The organism is Paenibacillus sp. p3-SID867, from assembly GCF_025142895.1.
Classification (GTDB): domain Bacteria; phylum Bacillota; class Bacilli; order Paenibacillales; family Paenibacillaceae; genus Paenibacillus_AQ.
In genome coordinates this window covers 505,954-521,971 of sequence record NZ_JAMBDM010000002.1, presented here as the reverse complement: position 1 = coordinate 521,971, position 16,018 = coordinate 505,954, and the positions used below count along the sequence as shown (strand labels likewise).

Genomic DNA, 16,018 nt, shown 5'->3' with positions numbered 1-16,018 from the left:
CTCCTAAGGTATTGTCTCACTTGATAAACACACTTTTTTAAGCTAAGGAGTGAAGGTACGTGGCAAAATTGTATTTTGGAAAGTTTGGTGTAGATAAACCCGAACAAATTACGGAGAAATTTTATGCGGCGGGCCCCAAAGGTGATACTTGGTATGGGGGGATTGAATCGGGAGATCTTGTTTACCCGATCTTTGAGGGTAAGGTGATTGGTCTCTGGATAGTAAAGGGCTATACAAATAAACCCAATCGTATTAACAAGAATGACTCAGGAGTTGTTGAATTTGACGAAGTTACTCCCTTCAGTACCCCAATCCCTGTAGCTCAATTTATTCGAAACCCAGCATTCTCTTTGGATATTAATCTGCTTAATAAAGCGGTGAAGTCCACTAAGGGATGCGGTTTCTTTGAAATTACGCTTGAAGGGAATCAATCTTTTGATTCTCTTAAGATTGATTTTAAGCAGAAACAAAACTTTTACGTAGCTTTACAAAATCAGTCTCTTCCAAACGAGAGTCAGCAAATTATTGTCGTAATTGATAATCTTCAGGATACCCGTATCTTAAGTGTTATCAGGCGAAACGGAAATTCCACAGAGCCGTATGAGCCGCTAATGAAATTATATGAAAGTAGGAATCTACCGACAGAAAGATATACCCTGAAAGAACTGCTGCAATACGCCAATAATGAAGCGCCTAAGAAAGCTAGATACATTTCGACTGTTCTTCATGAATTGAACAAGCAGGGTTGGTATGCTGTGTCGAATCCTGTCCAGCTGTATGATAATATCCTAGTCGGTCGCAGAAGAACACCGAGAAGCAAAGATAACATCAGCTCCATCAGTCAAACCAATTCGGAATCTTACATTCAAGATATGGATGAAGATGTAGTCGAAATACAAGAGAGTTATAAAAGATATGCAGAACTACTGGAGTTTAATCCAAACTTGGTATTATACGGACCCCCAGGTACTGGTAAAACCTATGCCACGAAGAAGATTATCGAGGCGTTTGAGAACAGGTACAGCAATCAGACAGTCCCATTTGAACAGGTGGAGAGGGAAGGACGAGTTAAGTTTGTTACATTCCACCAATCCTACTCCTACGAAGAATTTATTGAAGGGATTCGTCCAAGATTTAATACGGATGAAGCCTCAGAGAGCGGAGGATCGCTGCAATATGGTATTGAAAATGGAGTTTTAAAAGGCATGGCAACAGCAGCTTTTACACAAACCTTAAAATCTGAATTGAAATCAGATCTTCTGTCTAACACCAAGGACAGCTCCCGAATTTGGAAAGTCTCCCTTGGAAAACGAAGCGATGATCAAACTTATGAGCGGTGTAAGCAGAACAATTGGATAGCTGTAGGTTGGTTAAGTAACCATAACTTGACGGGTAAAAATTATGAGGATATTTATGACATCCTCCAGAGTGAGAGGGAACCCGATGCTCAAGCTCCCGGAAATGATGCAAGCACCCTTGATAGTATCGTTAATGAGATGAATGAAGGCGATATTGTACTCATTTACGATAGTCCAACAACAATCAGAGATGTCGGTGTAATTCGCAGTGGATATAAATATCTCAGTAATGAATCTTTTCCGCATATCCGTGAGGTAGCATGGTTGAAAGAGTTTGAGCAGCCGTATGATATCTATGACGCTAATGGGCGAACACGTCTGACATTAAAGACGATTTATGAACTAACTCGGCTCAATATGAGTGATATTCAACAGATGATCCAGGCGGATCATGCAACTGATGTTGCTGCAGCTGTTCAGCAAGCTGATGATCCCAAGCCTTACTATCTAATTATCGATGAAATTAACCGCGGCAATATCTCTAAAATATTCGGAGAGCTCATTACATTAATTGAGAAAGATAAGAGGCAGACGCTGAGCGTGACCCTCCCTTATTCGCAGAAACCTTTTACACTTCCGAGGAATCTCTATTTGATCGGAACTATGAATACGGCAGATCGCTCTATAACTGCGCTAGATACAGCACTTAGAAGACGCTTTGCATTTGTTGAGGTCGAACCCGATTATAGCGTCTTTACAGATCCGAATCTTAACCTATCTGCAATGGTTAATGATGTGGTCGATTTAGAGAAACTATTAAGAACTTTAAACGAACGAATTCTAAAACATCTAGATCGTGACCATCGGATTGGCCAGGCTTATTTTATGGATGTTCTATCCATCAGCGATTTGTACCATACTTGGTATTACAAGGTGCTTCCGTTGATAAGCGAATACTTCTATAACGATGCGGCAGCTGTTAAGAAAATTGTCGGGTCCCAATTCTATGATCAATACGGCAGCATGATCTTTCTGAACCAACATAGAGAGGGGCAGGGAATTTCCGAGTTTGAGAGTGCGTTGATGGACATCTATAAAGGGAAGGCAAATGATGAGTAAAGGTATGATCACCCTATATGAAGATCGAACACAACAATGCGCTTTTACATCTGAAGAGCGCAAGGATTTGATGTCACTCGAGAGCATATGGGGAAAGCAGAATTTTACGCTGCATGCGGATGGTAGGCTGTTGCTCAAGCACTATGTAGGATTTATATCCACTCCCAAGCTTCATCTTCAGGTACTGCCTAAAATATTTCATGATTCATCGGCATACGGTACTCCCGACCAAGAAGTTGAGTTTTCGGCTCAATTGCTGATGCGACTACTTCATTATTCCGGTTTTCTATCCGTCCGTGAACTCCCAAGCCCACAACTCATGCAGCGTTTGGACTACGATATATTGGAATTGTTTATTCATCTATTCCTGGAACAGTTTCTTAAATTATATGAAAGACACGTTCATCGCTCATATGAGGACAAAGAAGATAATTTGCAATTTATTAAGGGGAAAATATTGTTTCAACCATCTCTACGGCAAAATTATGGCCTCCGGCATGCCCATATAGTTGCGTATCAAGAGTTTACAGAGGACACCTTACTCAATCAAATTTTTAAAACCGTGATGTTAATCATCGGACAAAAAACAAAAAGTGCCGACAATAAAAAGAAGCTGGCGCAAGCTCTTATGTACCTGGAAGATGTCAGTCGAATTAAACTTACTTCCGAGATGTTTAATCGTGTAAAGTTTAATCGAATGAACGAAGTATATCGGCCGGTATTTAATTTAGCAAAATTGTTTTATTCCAATGCTCTGCCAGGGTTATATGGAGGAGACGATCAGGTATTTACGTTTCTAGTGCCTCTCAACAGATTGTTCGAAACCTTCGTATATCGACTATTGGATAACGGATTATCGAAGCATCTCATCGATATTCAGTACCAGAAGCAGGCGTACTTGGATCAAGAGCATAGACAGTTTCTTGTTAAACCGGATTATCTGTTATGTTCTGCTGCTAACCGTGATGAGATACTTCTTGTAGGAGATGCGAAATATAAAAATCCTATATATAACAATCAAGTCAAACCGGCGGAAGCAGATTTATACCAGATGTTAGTGTATTCGATGAAGTTCAATTCTAACGAACTGGTTCTGTTTTATCCGAAGTTTATTCGAAATGAATGGGATGCAGATTACTTAAATCAGTTCAAAATTAATGCTGGCGAGAGGCTCGTTAATTTATATATGGTAGAGATTGATTTATTAGAAACGGACTTGATTAAGCTTGAGCAGAAGTTGGGTAAGTTGGTGAGGGGAATTATAAATAGTTAACGGGGATCGTATAAACTATCTTTTATTATTATAACTCAGCAGTGTTAGTAGTAGTCTAATATTACTACTTATATACTGCTGAGTTTTGTATAGATAGCAAATAATAGTCTTAATATCTTGCGAATCAAATCAAAATGGTTACTTTGGACTAGTCTTCTGGTATTATCGAATAGTGAATTGTTAAAACTTACCTTGTACATAGGAGGACTTGTAAGTGGGAGTTTTCAAAAACATAGTTACTTTTGGGGCTGCCGGGCGGATAGAGAGGAAGATGGATGATTTTGAGGACCTTAAAGCCCGATACGAGAAGGTCTACCAGGAGATGGAAGCTAAACGTGGGGAAGTAAATAAAGTTCTTGAAGATGTTATTGAAACGAAAGTATATGCTTTAAAAAGCCTACAAAAAATAAACACCATCTCCAAAAATTTAAAAAGCAAAGATCGAGATATTATTTATCGTAAAGTAGGAAACAATTTCGAAACCGTAGACTTCGCTCGTGTTGATCAAACAATTAGCGCTGGTCAGGTAGCGCTATCAGCTACAAAGAGTATATCAGCTGGTGTAGGCACCGCGTTAGGGGCTTGGGCATTAGTGTCGACTGTTGGCACTGCTTCAACAGGTGCAGCAATCGCAGGTTTATCCGGCGTTGCAGCTACAAATGCTACGTTGGCATGGTTTGGCGGTGGAGCAATCGCAGCAGGCGGTGGAGGGATAGCAGCTGGTACAGCTGTTTTAGGAGGAATTGTTGCTGTACCGGCACTTGCATTATTAGGTGTATTCAGCCATATTCAGGCTGGCAAAAAAATAGCCGCAATTGAACAAGAAATGAAGAAAGTTCTGAATTATATTGATCAGATCGAAGCTAATCTCCTAAAGCTGAAAGTTTTGGAAGAAAGATCACATGAAATAATCGTCTCTATCGATAAAGCCCGCGACGTATTCGAAAAGGAGTTGCTCCGTACCCATAAGGAACTAAACAAATATGGAAAATGGTCAGAGCTAATCAGATGGGTAAGAAATAAACTATTTCGTCAAGATTACTACTCAGAATCTGACCTGAAATTAATAGCCTATATCGGTGGACTTGCAACCGATTTTTCCGTGTTAATAGATACACCAGTAATCGATGAATAAATTGGGGGATAGAGATGTTGAAAAAAATATTCCAGAAAAAGGATCCAAATTATCAACTAGTCGAAAAGATTAATCAAGTCACAAACATTATACCAGCTGCAGACGTTTTCTCTTTCTTTAATCAATTAACGGATGCCTATAACCAGTCCCAATCTACTAAGGTAGAACTTGCTAGAATAGAAGCTATAAAAGAATCTGTTCTCCTAGAGATTCAAAACAAGTATGATTTGTATCATAAAGTCTTCGACCAAATCTTTGATGAGCGAAGAACCGCCATAAATAAATCGTTTGATCTAATCGATAAAGGGCTTGATTCCGGAGATAAGGAACTCGTTTCTATAGGAATGCAGGGCTTGAGCAAAATTGTCAGTAGTAGCCCATTCGCAAATATGGAGCAGCTGTCCAACATGCTCAATGGCAACAAAATCATAGAGATTTAAGGATCGAAATTGAATAACATCTACTCTAATTGATATTAATAAATCTACATCTTCCAAGATGATTCGTTTTTTACGAATCATCTTTTATTTTCTCGTGTTTTCATGTCGCAAGGGGGCAAAAGTCTGTTATCGTGGGTGATCCGAAACAGTACGTGCTTCTTTTCTCGGAGCCGTCAGGAAACGGAGGAAGGGGAACCGGTGTTGCAAGGTCATTCAAGAAGAGGGACCTATTAGCCGGAGTTTACTTACAAAGCGTATTTTACAGGCATGGGGCATCACCAGGCTTGGGGCTCGATTGGATCAGCGGTTTACGGAATTGCTCATGAAGATACAACCAGAGATTACGGAAGCGGAAGGCATGACATTCTTCTGGCCAGACGGAGTAAACCCATCCGAGTATGGCATTTACAGGGTATCCACAGATGACGCTCAGCGGCGAATGGTCGAGGATTTACCGCCGGAAGAAGTAGCGGTTGCCGTGAAATCCATTCTGTCTTCTCAAATTAGTCTTCCTTATGATGAGTTAACGAAACAAGTGGTTAAGGCGCTCGGATACGCTAGATCCGGCAGTGCCCTGGAGAAGTCGATTAAATCGGGGATTCAAAGAGCTATTGAGCTTGGCTTCGCTTATGAAAATGAAAACCAGCGGGTGGTTGTGAAGTAGTTAAACCAAGTTACTCTCTATGTTACCATAAGGCTAATCAAAGGCTGCTCAATGAGCAGTCTTTTTTTATGCCGATTTTGGGTTCCGAACTTACGTTTGCTGGCATTCCTTTGTCACCACTATTCTTTAAACTATGGATAAATGAGGAATTAGTGATGGAGGAATCCCATGGAACCAAGAAACCGTGCAATGAATTTGGAGATTAAACAAGTCATTGAGAAGTTAGGTTTAACGAGTGATAAAATAACAGAGTTTTATGATGAAATGAAGGAGAAGTATAGGGAAGAGGAGCAAAAATCCGAAGTATGCTGCGATTCCGATACGCATAAAGAGGTTTAAACAATTCTTTGGCGAATGGATGTATATGTTGACGAGGATCGTCGATTGATGTTGTGAAAACGATTAAGAGGAGTTGAATAATTCAAAGGATCTTCCAGGCTAGTGCGAATCGCTTGTAGCGCTTATTCTCCATATCATATAAGAAACGGAGCTCCAATATGTTAAAGAAATTAATGTTGATATTCAAGTCCAACACTCCAGATAAGAAGAAGCCTTCCCAACCTAGTAAAACCAAGACATCCAGCAGCAAACCTAAGCCTAAAGTTCAGCCAACCCGTATCGGAGAGCTGGGAGAGCATAAGATTAACATTCAGCTAGATCAGCTTCCTAAAGGGTGTAAATACGTAAGTGATTTAATGGTGGCAATTCCGAAGTCTCGTACCGGGTATTCGCAGATCGACCACGTAGTGATCACTCCGCATGGATTGTTTGTCGTCGAGACGAAGAACTACAACGGAGAGATCAAGGGGACTAGAGACAATAAGTCATGGTCGGTAAGCAACCGATTCAAAATGTACAACCCGTTTATGCAGAATTACGGCCATATCCAAGCAATTAAAAGCTTACTCCCCGACTACCAAAAGATCCGGTATATATCTCTCGTTTCATTCACGATGCGTTGCCGATTTAGCGTGGATCCAGAATTGAGAAAAATCCAGTCGGATGAGCTGATCGTGTACGATGTAGAACTTTCCGAATATATCCAGCGTAAAATGAACCGAATCCAAGCAGAGAAGACGGAAACCGCTCTAACAGATTCGGATATTCTGAAGATCTATCAATCATTGAATAAGGCGAATATCACTGACCCGAAGATTCGGGATGATCATGTAGAGAAGGCAGGGAGTGCCAGAAAGATTAAGAATTAGTCAATAAAAATTGCTGCTGTATCACTAATGGAAGTGGAGAGCGGCAATGTTTTATGTAGGAGGTTAAACATAATAGTAGACAATGAACTTAGTAAACTGGTTGCATAAACACTTTATCCACATATTTATAATAATCGAATAATCCTTGAGATCCATAAGGGGCAATGATTTCATCACCATCAAGCACTATGTACGATTGACCAGTAATTGATAATTCCTGCTTGATTGGATTGATTTTCTGCAAGTCCCCAACGGTCGTAAAGGAATATACCCAAATGCTTAAGTCAATTATTGAGTTGCCAGCTGTGACGATTAATTCGCTAATGCCATCTTGATCAAAATCATGGAGAGCAGCTTGTATTTTATAACCCTCCTGTAATTCCCCGTATTCGTCGAATACTTCCGTATCCATACCATACAGGTCAAGTTGCCAACCCACGGAAGTAAAAGGGAAGATCATCACAGCCTTGGTCCCGTTAGGGTGATCTAGTCCTAAAACTAATTCAGCCTCTGTTGTACCAAATCGTATAGGCAAAGTTACATCAGGCGCACCAGGCTTCCACTCTACTTGAGATAAATTCTTTCCTTCAGGAGAACGAATTAATGAGTCGGACGTCGGAATATCTAGGGCTGCATGATCTGGCTGTGTCTCAACATTTCCCGGTTTAGCTTCTTGTTGACTATTGTGTGAAGTAGTTGTAGTTTTCTCGTTGTCAGGTGGAATGTTTAAGCTATCATTCTCTTTGTTCTCTTGTCCCTGAGGTTGTTCTTTGTTGCTTTGTAATGCTTGGGATGTATTTGATTGCTCAGGTGTAGTGTTCCCACAGGCAGATGTCACTGTAAGGATAAAGATAAATGCGATTAGTATTGCTAGTTTTTTCATTTCTTGATTTAGTCCTTTCTGATAACATGTAGGTATTATTATCCAATAGGGATGGGCAATATTATCTATTATATTTAATCGATAGTATTTGGAAAGTATTTTATTAACCTTTTACCGCCAACGTTCCTAAGTGATGTAATCATTTAATACTGATAGGAAAAGGAGCCAGCTCATATGCCCATCGAACTAGGAGTGTGGAAAATCAATGAAAAGGTGGAGAAGATCCATTTTTCAAGTATAGAAACCGAGCGTAAGCTCGAGGATGTCATCGCCGATGATATTAGCATTATTAATCCTTCCTTGATGCTTATCGGTAGGCAGATCAGTACGGCGTTCGGTAAATTCATTGACATCTTAGCGATGAATGCCGAGGGTAATTTGGTTGTGATTGAGCTTAAGCGTAACAAGACGCCTCGTGAAGTTGTTGCGCAAACGCTGGATTATGCCTCCTGGGTTCAACAGCTAGATTACACGGATATCATTCGTATTTATAGTGATAAAAATCCAGGAAAGCAGCTGGAGCCAGAGTTTGTAGATCATTTCAAGACTGATTTTCCTGATGCCTTAAATGAGTTGCATGAATTAATTATCGTATCAGCTGAGCTGGATCCGTCCACTGAACGCATTATTAATTATTTGACGACCTTCGGTGTACCTGTTAATGCTCTCTTCTTCCATTATTTCAAAGATGGAGACAACGAGTATTTAGCTAGGAACTGGCTTATTGATCCCAACCAAGTAGAAGCCGAAAGCTTCCAGCGTGACGTCCAAAAAGACAGGAAAGGCTCCTTGGAACGGAAAAGACTATTACGTTTCGTTGGGAGACGGAATTCATCGGAACTGGGAGGATTGCAGACGATACGGCTTCATTTCGGCTGGAAAAGGAAGGTGGTACAGCAATACACTGAATCTCCTTAAGCCGGGTGCTCGGATCTTTGCGTGTATTCCTAAGGTAGGTTATGTCGGTGTAGGTATTGTTGCCGATGAAGTGGTGCCTATTAAGGATTTTCAAATGCTGGTCGAAGGGGAGAATAAACCACTGCTCGAGGCTGACTTACAGGTCAGCATGGATAAGGATGTCGATGATCCTGATCTCTGCGAGTACGTGGTGCGCGTGGATTGGATTAAGACGCTTCCGAAGCATGAAGCTATCTGGGAAAAAGGAATGTTCGCGAACCAAAATTCCGCATGTAAATTGAGAAACCAATTCACGATCGAACGTCTGACAAAGCATTTTCAGTTAGATGAGGAGTAATAGATTAAATATCTATCAAAGGAAGTTCTAAAACGATGAATATAAACAACCAACTTGATGAACTATTTAGGCAATGGAGAATGCACGATGCGTGCACCGAGGGGATTTTCATTCCGGATGGGTATGTGGACGAGGAAGCATGGTCAGGAGCAACGCTTAAACTGATGGTACTGCTGAAAGAGGTTAATTCTTCGGACGCCGGGTGGGACCTGCAGCAGTTCGTAAGAGAGAAGGGGTATCTAAAAGAAAGCAGTACCTGGCCAGTACTCCTGCGTTGGACGTATGGGATCCTGAATGGATTCCCAGATTATAGCGAAGTTGAGCAGCGTTATCTAGACATCAAGGAAGAAGCGGACGAGTTTCTTCGGAAAGTCTATTTTGCAAATGTAAAGAAGATTGCAGGTGGCGCCAAGGCCAATCATACAGATGTCGAGCGCCATATACAGGAGACTGGGGAGCTTCTTCTACAACAAATCAGGGTCGTCAATCCCGACCTGGTTCTATGCTGCGGCGATGTTATATTCCAAGGTGTCCATGAACTATTGAAAAGATCTGGCCCCCGTATATTTGAGCTTAAGCAGACTTCCGGCGGCCTGGAGTACATCATGTGGGCCGATATCCAAACGGTCTTTATTCGTTATCATCACCCTAACGCTTACTATCCAAGAGCGATGTCTTATACATATTTGATGAAGGAGATTCAGAAAATACTCCTAATCTTTAGTTGAAAAAGTCCGAGGGGGGGCCCTCCTAGGTATCTAGTTTCATCTCCCTCTCATAATCCTCAATTAGAGCCGAAGGCTTAACATGAAGCGCCCTTGCTAATGCGGTAATCGTTAGCAGAGAGGGCGCTTTTTCGCCGTTCTCCAGCTCACTGATATAGGACCGGTCTACACGGGAATAGAGGCTTAGCTCATCTTGGGTAAGTTTCTTCTCTTTCCGAAGGTTTCGTAGAGCTCTGCCGAAGGCAAGCAATTCTATGGATTTCTCACTATTAGCCACGTTCGATAACCCCTTATTTGATAGTTAAACTAATCTTATGTGGTTCTATAAGGGAATTTCTGTAGGCTATTGCCTACAAAACAATCAGAGTGATATAATACAGATAATGGAAACGGTGATTTGGATTACTAGATTATATTCTTCGTAAATGGGAGTGAAGGGAATATGAAATCAATGGTAACCAGTGATGCCAATCTAAATGCACATCTCTCATCCTTCCAACATAAGAAAGAAGCAGGACGCTTTTACCAGGATATGATTGTTCTTCATGTCAACTGCTCACAAGAATACATGAAATTATCCATGCATTTTTTGGATAGAAAGCTGCTTTACGTCAGTTTATTATTATGCAACAGGGCGTTAAAATCCATGTTAATTGCCCTATATATAAAGGAGGAGGGAAGGCAGCCTATGTCAGACATTTTACTAGAAGATATCCTACGGATGTTCCCCGAAGGCTCCGGGATGAATGCCGAGTCGTTGATATTTATACAATCTTTATCCTTTTTGTCACAGGAGAGCTCTTTGATCAGTAAAATGAAGCCTACACATCTAATGAACCTGATCAAGAGAGCGGATGAGCTCCTTCTGCAAATATCCAGCCTGCTAGAACTGCCTTACCAATCATACCACTCCGTTTTCAAAATGTAAGACCTAAAGACAAGTACAAATCATTCTTTTCTAAACATATTCAGTGCAAGCAAGCAGGGGAGAATAATGAAGGATAAATTAATCCACCTATTCCCCCCCTTTTTTTTACGGTATGTCATGTTCCGTGACTCCCTTCATCCTCCCACCTATAATAATGGTCATATTATTGAAAATCCCGCTCGTAATAAAGTCCCGTATCTAGCTGAGAAAAAGATCCTAGTTTTAAAGCGACATAGCAAGGCCTCGAGAACCTTTCCCATATAATTCAAGTGGAGTAAAATATTTAAGTTAACTATGATCGGAGATCGGGTTCAATCCCGAAAGCAAGATGGAGAGGTTGTTATGAGTAGAATTTTGGTCACACCGGAGATGTTGCTGCACGTTGCAGCGCAATGCTCCAGGGCGCATGAACAGCTGGAAGCAATGATACACATGCTGAACCAGAACATCCATATGCTGGAGTCTGGGTGGGAAGGTACGACGAGATCCCGTTTTTATGCGGATTTTCAGCAGGCGCATCGGGAGATGACGCAGACCACGGAGCATATCCATCGGACAAGCTGGAGCTGAGAGGGATTGCCCAACGATTTAAGTCAGCAGATGAGCGGGGACAACCGATCCAAGTTGCTGGGCATGTGCTGGGAGCATTCCCTATGATGAGGGGACCCGCAGGCTATAGTGCCGTAGAGGATGCCGGGAGAAAAGCGGAGGAAGCCTGGAATTCGGTGCAGCAGGAAGCCGGGAAGGCATGGGACACCGTGAAGCAAGAAGCAGGGGAACTATGGGAGGGCGTAAAGATCGGAGCCGCCCAGTTAGGGAACTCGTTAATGGATACGGCGATATCCTTGTACGAAGATCCGCTTGGAACCGGGAAAGAGATGCTCTATAATGCAACCATCGGGACGGTCGAGGATATTTGGAACACGGGGATATGGGCCGGCAGAATGCTTTTTAGCGATGAGTATCGCGAAAAAATTGCCGAAGACGTGAAGGCAGAAGTCGATTCAGCAGGCGGCTGGTCCAATTACTTGGGTCAACAGTCGGCTATGATCCTTGGAGGCGCTATTCTCAACCGTGCTGGAATTAGGGGGAGAGGCCTGCTGAATAAGAAACATGATGATCTTGGTGGCGGTAATGGTAGCAGTAGTGGTGGCGGTAATGGTGAAAGTGATGGTGACGGTAAGAAGTCGGGGGATGAGGGGAAAGGTAAATTCAATGATCCAATAATAACGAAAACGAATAAAGGCGTAGAAGTTGAATTTGAAAATCCGTACGGTAGTAAAATAAAGTGGGTTGAACAAAACCCTAAGAATATTCCAAATGCAATCAAAAGTGCAATGAATAGTAGCAATATTGGTAAAGCTATTGAGGGTAAAGTTGGGAATTATGTTCAGCAAAGGGTAGAAGTAACAGGGTTCGGCTTAAAACTAGATAATATATCTACTGGTAAACCAGCAGGAGACATTGATGTCATGACACACAAGCAAATTATAGAGATCAAGAAGTCAATGTCTGCTGTTAAAATGGATCAAATCGATAAGTATGTTAATCCAAGTAACTCTCAATTCTCTAATTATGAGGGTAGAGAGATTGTACTGTATATTGATGAGACTATTGGTAGCTCAAGTACTCAAACAGTTAAAATGATTCAAGAACTTAATAGTAAGGGTGTAAAAGTTGTAAATTCGCTCGAAGAGTTAGGAGGAGTATTGAAGTAATGGGAATCTCAGCCTTTTTGTTATTTAAACGTGGAGATAGTGCTCCGGTAAATGATTTATTGAGGGATCTTAAAAAGATATGTATAGAGGAGAAACTTTTCTTTGATAGTGATGAAGAAACTTATGATAGTGAAGGGACGCTAAAATACACACGAGTATATATTAGTGACTTGCCATTTAGGGAGAATTATTCAAGAACTCTTTGCTTTAGCGTGTATGATGAACCGTATGAATATCAATTCGTTAGTTTTGAATGGGATGATACCCAAAATGAATATTTTAAAGCGGTAGTATCTGACGATTTTGATGATAATGAAGATCTATTATTACGATTTTCCCATGCCATACTTAAGGTCCATCCGACAGCAAAAATATGGGTAGAGGAAGAATGGTTTTATACTCTAGAGGACTTAGAAAATATTACTAACATGCCGTACATGAGTGATTGGTGTTATAAAAATCCAAGGGAAATAGCTCGAGATTAGTTTTGGTGCTGATGATTTGCCAAAATGAGATTCAATGGAGGCTACCCAGTGCCGAATGAACTCATCATTCAATCAATAACATATAACCCGATTTACGCCGCACACCGTTAAGCGGGCGAGAAACAACAAAGTCCATTCGGGAGTTACCGTTATTCTCTAAGCAGTCTTGTTAATCACTGTAGCGGCGAATGGCCGAGGATTTGCCGCCGAAAGAAGTAGCGGTTGCCGTGAAATCCATTCTGTCTTCTCAAATTAGTCTTCCTTATGATGAGTTAATGAAACAAGTGGAAAAGCGCGGAAACGATAGATCCGGCAGTGCTCTGGAGAAATCGATTAAATCGGGACATAGAGCTATTGAGCTTGATTAAGCTTATGAAGATGGAAATCAGCGGGTGGTTTTGAAGTAAAGCAAGTCTAATCGATCATGGATTACTAAAACTCGCCGAGAGGTCAATAATTTGATGACTCCATTCCAGAAAATGTCTATACTTTGTATAAACATTAGTGTGGGGTGATAGTATGGCACAAGTTCAAAAATGGGGTAACAGTCTAGGCATTCGTATCCCCAAGACTCTGGCCATGGAGGTAGGACTTGAGGAAGCTCAGAAATCGATCTTGACGTTGAAGACGGCCATCTCGTCATCAAGCCACGGACCAATAAACTGGAAGATCTACTTTCGAAAATACCGCCTGATAATATCCATTCCGAGGTTCAAACTGGTGATCCGAGAGGACGTGAGTCATGATAATAGAAAATTACATTCCTGATCGCGGCGACTTGGTATGGCTTCAGTTTAATCCCCAATCTGGCCATAAGCAGTCGGGAAAATGCCCAGCCCTTGTCCTCTTACCTGCGCAATATAATGGAAAAGTCGGCTTAGCCTTGTTCTGTCCTGTTACTTCCAAGGCTAAAGGTTACCCATTCGAGGTGATTATTCCACAGGATTTACCGATTGAAGGGGTTATCCTGTCTGATCAAATCAAGAGCCTTGATTGGCAATCTCGCCAAGTCAAGTTTATTTGCAGAGTTCCAAAGGAGACCTTGGATGAGGTTTTGAGTAGGGTCGATATGTTGATTCACTAACCGTACATTATTATATAAGCCGCTCCTTCCGTATCGGATTTGTTGGAACGGTTTTTCCCTATAAAATACATTTAGAAGGTATATATGTGCATGATCATAAATTGCTATGTTTGTTCTCTCAAGCTTCTATAGTGATGAGGCCCCGTTGCCTGAGATGAGCTTGCTTGATTTGGATTATAGATCTAGATGAAATTTCATTCCTACGAAAATGAGGTGAGATAATGCGAGTAAAGTGTATAGAAAATAGCAAAAATCCTAATTTAACCATAAATAAAATATATACAGTTTATGAAGGTGAGTTCATAGCAGATGCTTATGAAAGACTGTATATTATGTTTAAAATTCAAGATGATTACGGAAGTGTAATTCCGTATGATGCTAAGTATTTTGAAATCAGTTCAGATAAAAATCCTAATTATTTAGAAAAAGAAATATCAGAAAATAAGTATAGGTTTACTCATAAATTTATTAGCTATGACAAGTTTTGGTCAATGCTATATGATGAAGCAGGTACTTCAGTAGATGATTTTCGGAGTGCAAAGAAAGATATATACAAACTAGAAATGAGCAGAGAAGAAATATGTGAAATAATAAAGGGAGACAATCAAGATGAACTAGATACTATACTTGAGTTATTGTTAGAAAAAAAGGATAGTAACTTTATTGAAGAGGTTATTAGATTATCACATAAGGAAATGAATAAACGTATGTTTAATCAAAATATAGAAACAGCATTTTTGTATTTGAGTGAATTTAAAAATGATTATGTTAATAATTTTTTTATCGAATATTTATCTGAAAATGAAAAGGGAAATGAAAAACTAGATAAAATCGTAAGTGACTATTTTAACAGTTAAGAGTGACCAACACTTATGATGAAACTCAGAGGTGTAAGGAATGACAGAATCAATAAAATAGGTCGTTCTACTCCACCGGACGGAATATGCCTCATACATATCGAAAAGCCGCGGTATTTCGCAGCTTTGATTGTTCTCTCTCTTTGCTGCATGGATTGATGTTCCGCCAACTGCTAACGATAACGTTTCTTGTTATTTCACGAATGTGTCCGGCAGCTTCAGGGAAACGATCGCCTTGTCAGTTTCCTGCAACCCCGAATCACTTAGAAATTGCTCTCGAAGCTCTTTTTTACTCTTACCTAATGCATACTTCACGCTAATATCAACGACATTGCCGTGCGAATGAAATGCGGGGAATAGGTCCAACGAAAAAACAATCGCATTCGCTTTATAAGTCTTCGAATCCTCAGCCCCGCAAGGAGATTTGGAATCATCTTGGCATAGGTTTACGGTAATGGGAAGATGCCGCGGGTTGTTCTTAACTATTTCCCATTGATGGAGCCGTCGATGTACTGGACGCTGATTTCCCGATCCTTCCTCGTATTCTCGACCGCAGAAACAACATACAGCCGATCCGGAACGGCTTGATTATTCTGATTGACGGCATCTTTCACCAAGAAAACGTATTGGTAGCGGATGCTGATATTTTCTTCGATCTCCGAGATTTCTGTCAAAGGTTCCGTGTTCACGGACCCAGCGGATTTGATCCCTTCTAAATCATAGATTCCGCTTAACATCGATTCAGGGTCCGTGTTCTGCGGGACGGTTTGTTTGACGGACGTGCTGCAGCCGGTAAAAAGGGCAGCGAAGGCCATGAAGATGGCTATGATATATCGGTTCCTTTTGCGATTCAAGCCTTTCCCAATCCTCCTTCAACTGCATGTATGATCATGTTTAATAAATGAAGCTATCAAAAATAAGTTAATGGAATTCATGGCATAATGCA

Annotated in this window: 20 protein-coding genes and 1 pseudogene; 18 read left to right on the top strand and 3 right to left on the bottom strand. The window is 40.9% G+C overall.

Annotated elements, in window-relative coordinates; translation table 11 throughout:
• The first annotated feature begins 59 nt into the window (after nt 1-59).
• The 8 genes and pseudogenes from M4D81_RS05645 to M4D81_RS05615 all read left to right on the top strand — a co-directional run bounded on the left by M4D81_RS05645 (nt 60) and on the right by M4D81_RS05615 (nt 7,137).
• Nucleotides 60-2,417 carry an AAA family ATPase gene (locus M4D81_RS05645; RefSeq protein WP_260064945.1) on the top strand — a complete coding sequence of 786 codons (2,358 nt, stop codon included), beginning with the start codon at nt 60-62 and terminating at the stop codon, nt 2,415-2,417.
• On the top strand, nt 2,407-3,690 hold the full coding sequence (locus tag M4D81_RS05640; RefSeq protein ID WP_260064944.1) for an McrC family protein: 1,284 nt from the start codon (nt 2,407-2,409) through the stop codon (nt 3,688-3,690). The genes M4D81_RS05645 and M4D81_RS05640 overlap by 11 nt, the downstream gene beginning before the upstream one ends.
• A 214-nt stretch (nt 3,691-3,904) precedes the next feature.
• On the top strand, nt 3,905-4,825 hold the full coding sequence (locus M4D81_RS05635; protein WP_260064943.1) for a hypothetical protein: 921 nt from the start codon (nt 3,905-3,907) through the stop codon (nt 4,823-4,825).
• 14 nt (nt 4,826-4,839) lie between these two features.
• Nucleotides 4,840-5,265 carry a hypothetical protein gene (locus M4D81_RS05630; RefSeq protein WP_260064941.1) on the top strand — a complete coding sequence of 142 codons (426 nt, stop codon included), beginning with the start codon at nt 4,840-4,842 and terminating at the stop codon, nt 5,263-5,265.
• A gap of 211 nt (nt 5,266-5,476) precedes the next feature.
• Nucleotides 5,477-5,554, top strand: a pseudogene (locus M4D81_RS34780) (DUF3320 domain-containing protein); the annotation flags it as partial.
• 33 nt (nt 5,555-5,587) lie between these two features.
• Nucleotides 5,588-5,929, top strand: coding sequence for a hypothetical protein (locus tag M4D81_RS05625; RefSeq protein ID WP_260064939.1), 342 nt, complete (start codon nt 5,588-5,590; stop codon nt 5,927-5,929).
• 168 nt (nt 5,930-6,097) lie between these two features.
• Nucleotides 6,098-6,268, top strand: coding sequence for a hypothetical protein (locus tag M4D81_RS05620; RefSeq protein WP_260064938.1), 171 nt, complete (start codon nt 6,098-6,100; stop codon nt 6,266-6,268).
• A gap of 158 nt (nt 6,269-6,426) precedes the next feature.
• The gene (locus tag M4D81_RS05615; RefSeq protein WP_260064936.1) at nt 6,427-7,137 is read left to right on the top strand and encodes a nuclease-related domain-containing protein; all 711 of its coding nucleotides are present in this window, start codon (nt 6,427-6,429) and stop codon (nt 7,135-7,137) included.
• A gap of 88 nt (nt 7,138-7,225) precedes the next feature.
• Here M4D81_RS05615 and M4D81_RS05610 read toward each other — a convergent pair whose 3' ends face one another.
• Complete coding sequence (locus tag M4D81_RS05610; RefSeq protein ID WP_260064935.1) at nt 7,226-8,020, bottom strand: hypothetical protein; 795 nt, start codon at nt 8,018-8,020, stop codon at nt 7,226-7,228.
• A gap of 174 nt (nt 8,021-8,194) precedes the next feature.
• Here M4D81_RS05610 and M4D81_RS05605 point away from each other — a divergent pair, with 174 nt between their 5' ends.
• From M4D81_RS05605 to M4D81_RS05595, 3 genes are all read left to right on the top strand, one after another.
• The gene (locus M4D81_RS05605; RefSeq protein ID WP_260064933.1) at nt 8,195-8,938 is read left to right on the top strand and encodes an endonuclease NucS domain-containing protein; all 744 of its coding nucleotides are present in this window, start codon (nt 8,195-8,197) and stop codon (nt 8,936-8,938) included.
• Between the two features lie 94 nt (nt 8,939-9,032).
• Entirely contained in the window at nt 9,033-9,275 is a 243-nt protein-coding gene (locus tag M4D81_RS05600; RefSeq protein ID WP_260064931.1) for a hypothetical protein, read from the top strand.
• A gap of 35 nt (nt 9,276-9,310) precedes the next feature.
• The gene (locus M4D81_RS05595) at nt 9,311-10,003 is read left to right on the top strand and encodes a hypothetical protein (RefSeq protein ID WP_260064930.1); all 693 of its coding nucleotides are present in this window, start codon (nt 9,311-9,313) and stop codon (nt 10,001-10,003) included.
• A gap of 22 nt (nt 10,004-10,025) precedes the next feature.
• On the opposite strand, the gene M4D81_RS05590 is transcribed toward M4D81_RS05595, so the two are convergent.
• On the bottom strand, nt 10,026-10,277 hold the full coding sequence (locus M4D81_RS05590) for a helix-turn-helix domain-containing protein (RefSeq protein WP_007131103.1): 252 nt from the start codon (nt 10,275-10,277) through the stop codon (nt 10,026-10,028).
• A gap of 165 nt (nt 10,278-10,442) precedes the next feature.
• On the opposite strand from M4D81_RS05590, the gene M4D81_RS05585 reads away from it, so the two are divergent.
• The 7 genes from M4D81_RS05585 to M4D81_RS05555 all read left to right on the top strand — a co-directional run bounded on the left by M4D81_RS05585 (nt 10,443) and on the right by M4D81_RS05555 (nt 15,072).
• Nucleotides 10,443-10,928, top strand: coding sequence for a hypothetical protein (locus tag M4D81_RS05585; protein WP_260064927.1), 486 nt, complete (start codon nt 10,443-10,445; stop codon nt 10,926-10,928).
• A 342-nt stretch (nt 10,929-11,270) separates the two neighbouring features.
• Nucleotides 11,271-11,498: a WXG100 family type VII secretion target gene (locus M4D81_RS05580; protein ID WP_260064925.1), complete on the top strand. Its 228-nt coding sequence runs from the start codon at nt 11,271-11,273 to the stop codon at nt 11,496-11,498.
• A gap of 83 nt (nt 11,499-11,581) precedes the next feature.
• Nucleotides 11,582-12,646 (top strand): hypothetical protein, encoded by a 1,065-nt coding sequence (locus tag M4D81_RS05575; RefSeq protein WP_260064924.1) that lies wholly within the window; start codon nt 11,582-11,584, stop codon nt 12,644-12,646.
• Nucleotides 12,646-13,131 (top strand): hypothetical protein, encoded by a 486-nt coding sequence (locus M4D81_RS05570; RefSeq protein WP_260064922.1) that lies wholly within the window; start codon nt 12,646-12,648, stop codon nt 13,129-13,131. The genes M4D81_RS05575 and M4D81_RS05570 overlap by 1 nt, the downstream gene beginning before the upstream one ends.
• A gap of 519 nt (nt 13,132-13,650) precedes the next feature.
• A complete protein-coding gene (locus M4D81_RS05565) occupies nt 13,651-13,899 on the top strand; it encodes an AbrB/MazE/SpoVT family DNA-binding domain-containing protein (RefSeq protein ID WP_260064920.1) in 249 nt (82 codons plus the stop codon).
• Nucleotides 13,874-14,215, top strand: a complete 342-nt coding sequence (mazF, locus tag M4D81_RS05560) for an endoribonuclease MazF (protein WP_260064918.1) — start codon at nt 13,874-13,876, stop codon at nt 14,213-14,215. The genes M4D81_RS05565 and mazF overlap by 26 nt, the downstream gene beginning before the upstream one ends.
• 221 nt (nt 14,216-14,436) lie before the next feature.
• Nucleotides 14,437-15,072, top strand: a complete 636-nt coding sequence (locus tag M4D81_RS05555) for a hypothetical protein (RefSeq protein WP_260064916.1) — start codon at nt 14,437-14,439, stop codon at nt 15,070-15,072.
• 482 nt (nt 15,073-15,554) lie between these two features.
• Here M4D81_RS05555 and M4D81_RS05550 read toward each other — a convergent pair whose 3' ends face one another.
• Entirely contained in the window at nt 15,555-15,926 is a 372-nt protein-coding gene (locus M4D81_RS05550; RefSeq protein ID WP_260064915.1) for a hypothetical protein, read from the bottom strand.
• Nucleotides 15,927-16,018 lie beyond the last annotated feature (92 nt).

Coding starts and splice junctions, on each gene's coding strand:
- M4D81_RS05575 (WP_260064924.1), top strand. CDS start 11,582: ATGATGAGGGGACCCGCAGGCTATAGTGCCGTAGAGGATGCCGGGAGA.
- M4D81_RS05620 (WP_260064938.1), top strand. CDS start 6,098: ATGGAACCAAGAAACCGTGCAATGAATTTGGAGATTAAACAAGTCATT.
- M4D81_RS05625 (WP_260064939.1), top strand. CDS start 5,588: ATGAAGATACAACCAGAGATTACGGAAGCGGAAGGCATGACATTCTTC.
- M4D81_RS05570 (WP_260064922.1), top strand. CDS start 12,646: ATGGGAATCTCAGCCTTTTTGTTATTTAAACGTGGAGATAGTGCTCCG.
- M4D81_RS05555 (WP_260064916.1), top strand. CDS start 14,437: ATGCGAGTAAAGTGTATAGAAAATAGCAAAAATCCTAATTTAACCATA.
- M4D81_RS05600 (WP_260064931.1), top strand. CDS start 9,033: ATGCTGGTCGAAGGGGAGAATAAACCACTGCTCGAGGCTGACTTACAG.
- M4D81_RS05585 (WP_260064927.1), top strand. CDS start 10,443: ATGAAATCAATGGTAACCAGTGATGCCAATCTAAATGCACATCTCTCA.
- M4D81_RS05610 (WP_260064935.1), bottom strand. CDS start 8,020: ATGAAAAAACTAGCAATACTAATCGCATTTATCTTTATCCTTACAGTG.
- M4D81_RS05640 (WP_260064944.1), top strand. CDS start 2,407: ATGATGAGTAAAGGTATGATCACCCTATATGAAGATCGAACACAACAA.
- M4D81_RS05615 (WP_260064936.1), top strand. CDS start 6,427: ATGTTAAAGAAATTAATGTTGATATTCAAGTCCAACACTCCAGATAAG.
- M4D81_RS05595 (WP_260064930.1), top strand. CDS start 9,311: ATGAATATAAACAACCAACTTGATGAACTATTTAGGCAATGGAGAATG.
- M4D81_RS05580 (WP_260064925.1), top strand. CDS start 11,271: ATGAGTAGAATTTTGGTCACACCGGAGATGTTGCTGCACGTTGCAGCG.
- M4D81_RS05605 (WP_260064933.1), top strand. CDS start 8,195: ATGCCCATCGAACTAGGAGTGTGGAAAATCAATGAAAAGGTGGAGAAG.
- M4D81_RS05630 (WP_260064941.1), top strand. CDS start 4,840: ATGTTGAAAAAAATATTCCAGAAAAAGGATCCAAATTATCAACTAGTC.
- M4D81_RS05565 (WP_260064920.1), top strand. CDS start 13,651: ATGGCACAAGTTCAAAAATGGGGTAACAGTCTAGGCATTCGTATCCCC.
- mazF (WP_260064918.1), top strand. CDS start 13,874: ATGATAATAGAAAATTACATTCCTGATCGCGGCGACTTGGTATGGCTT.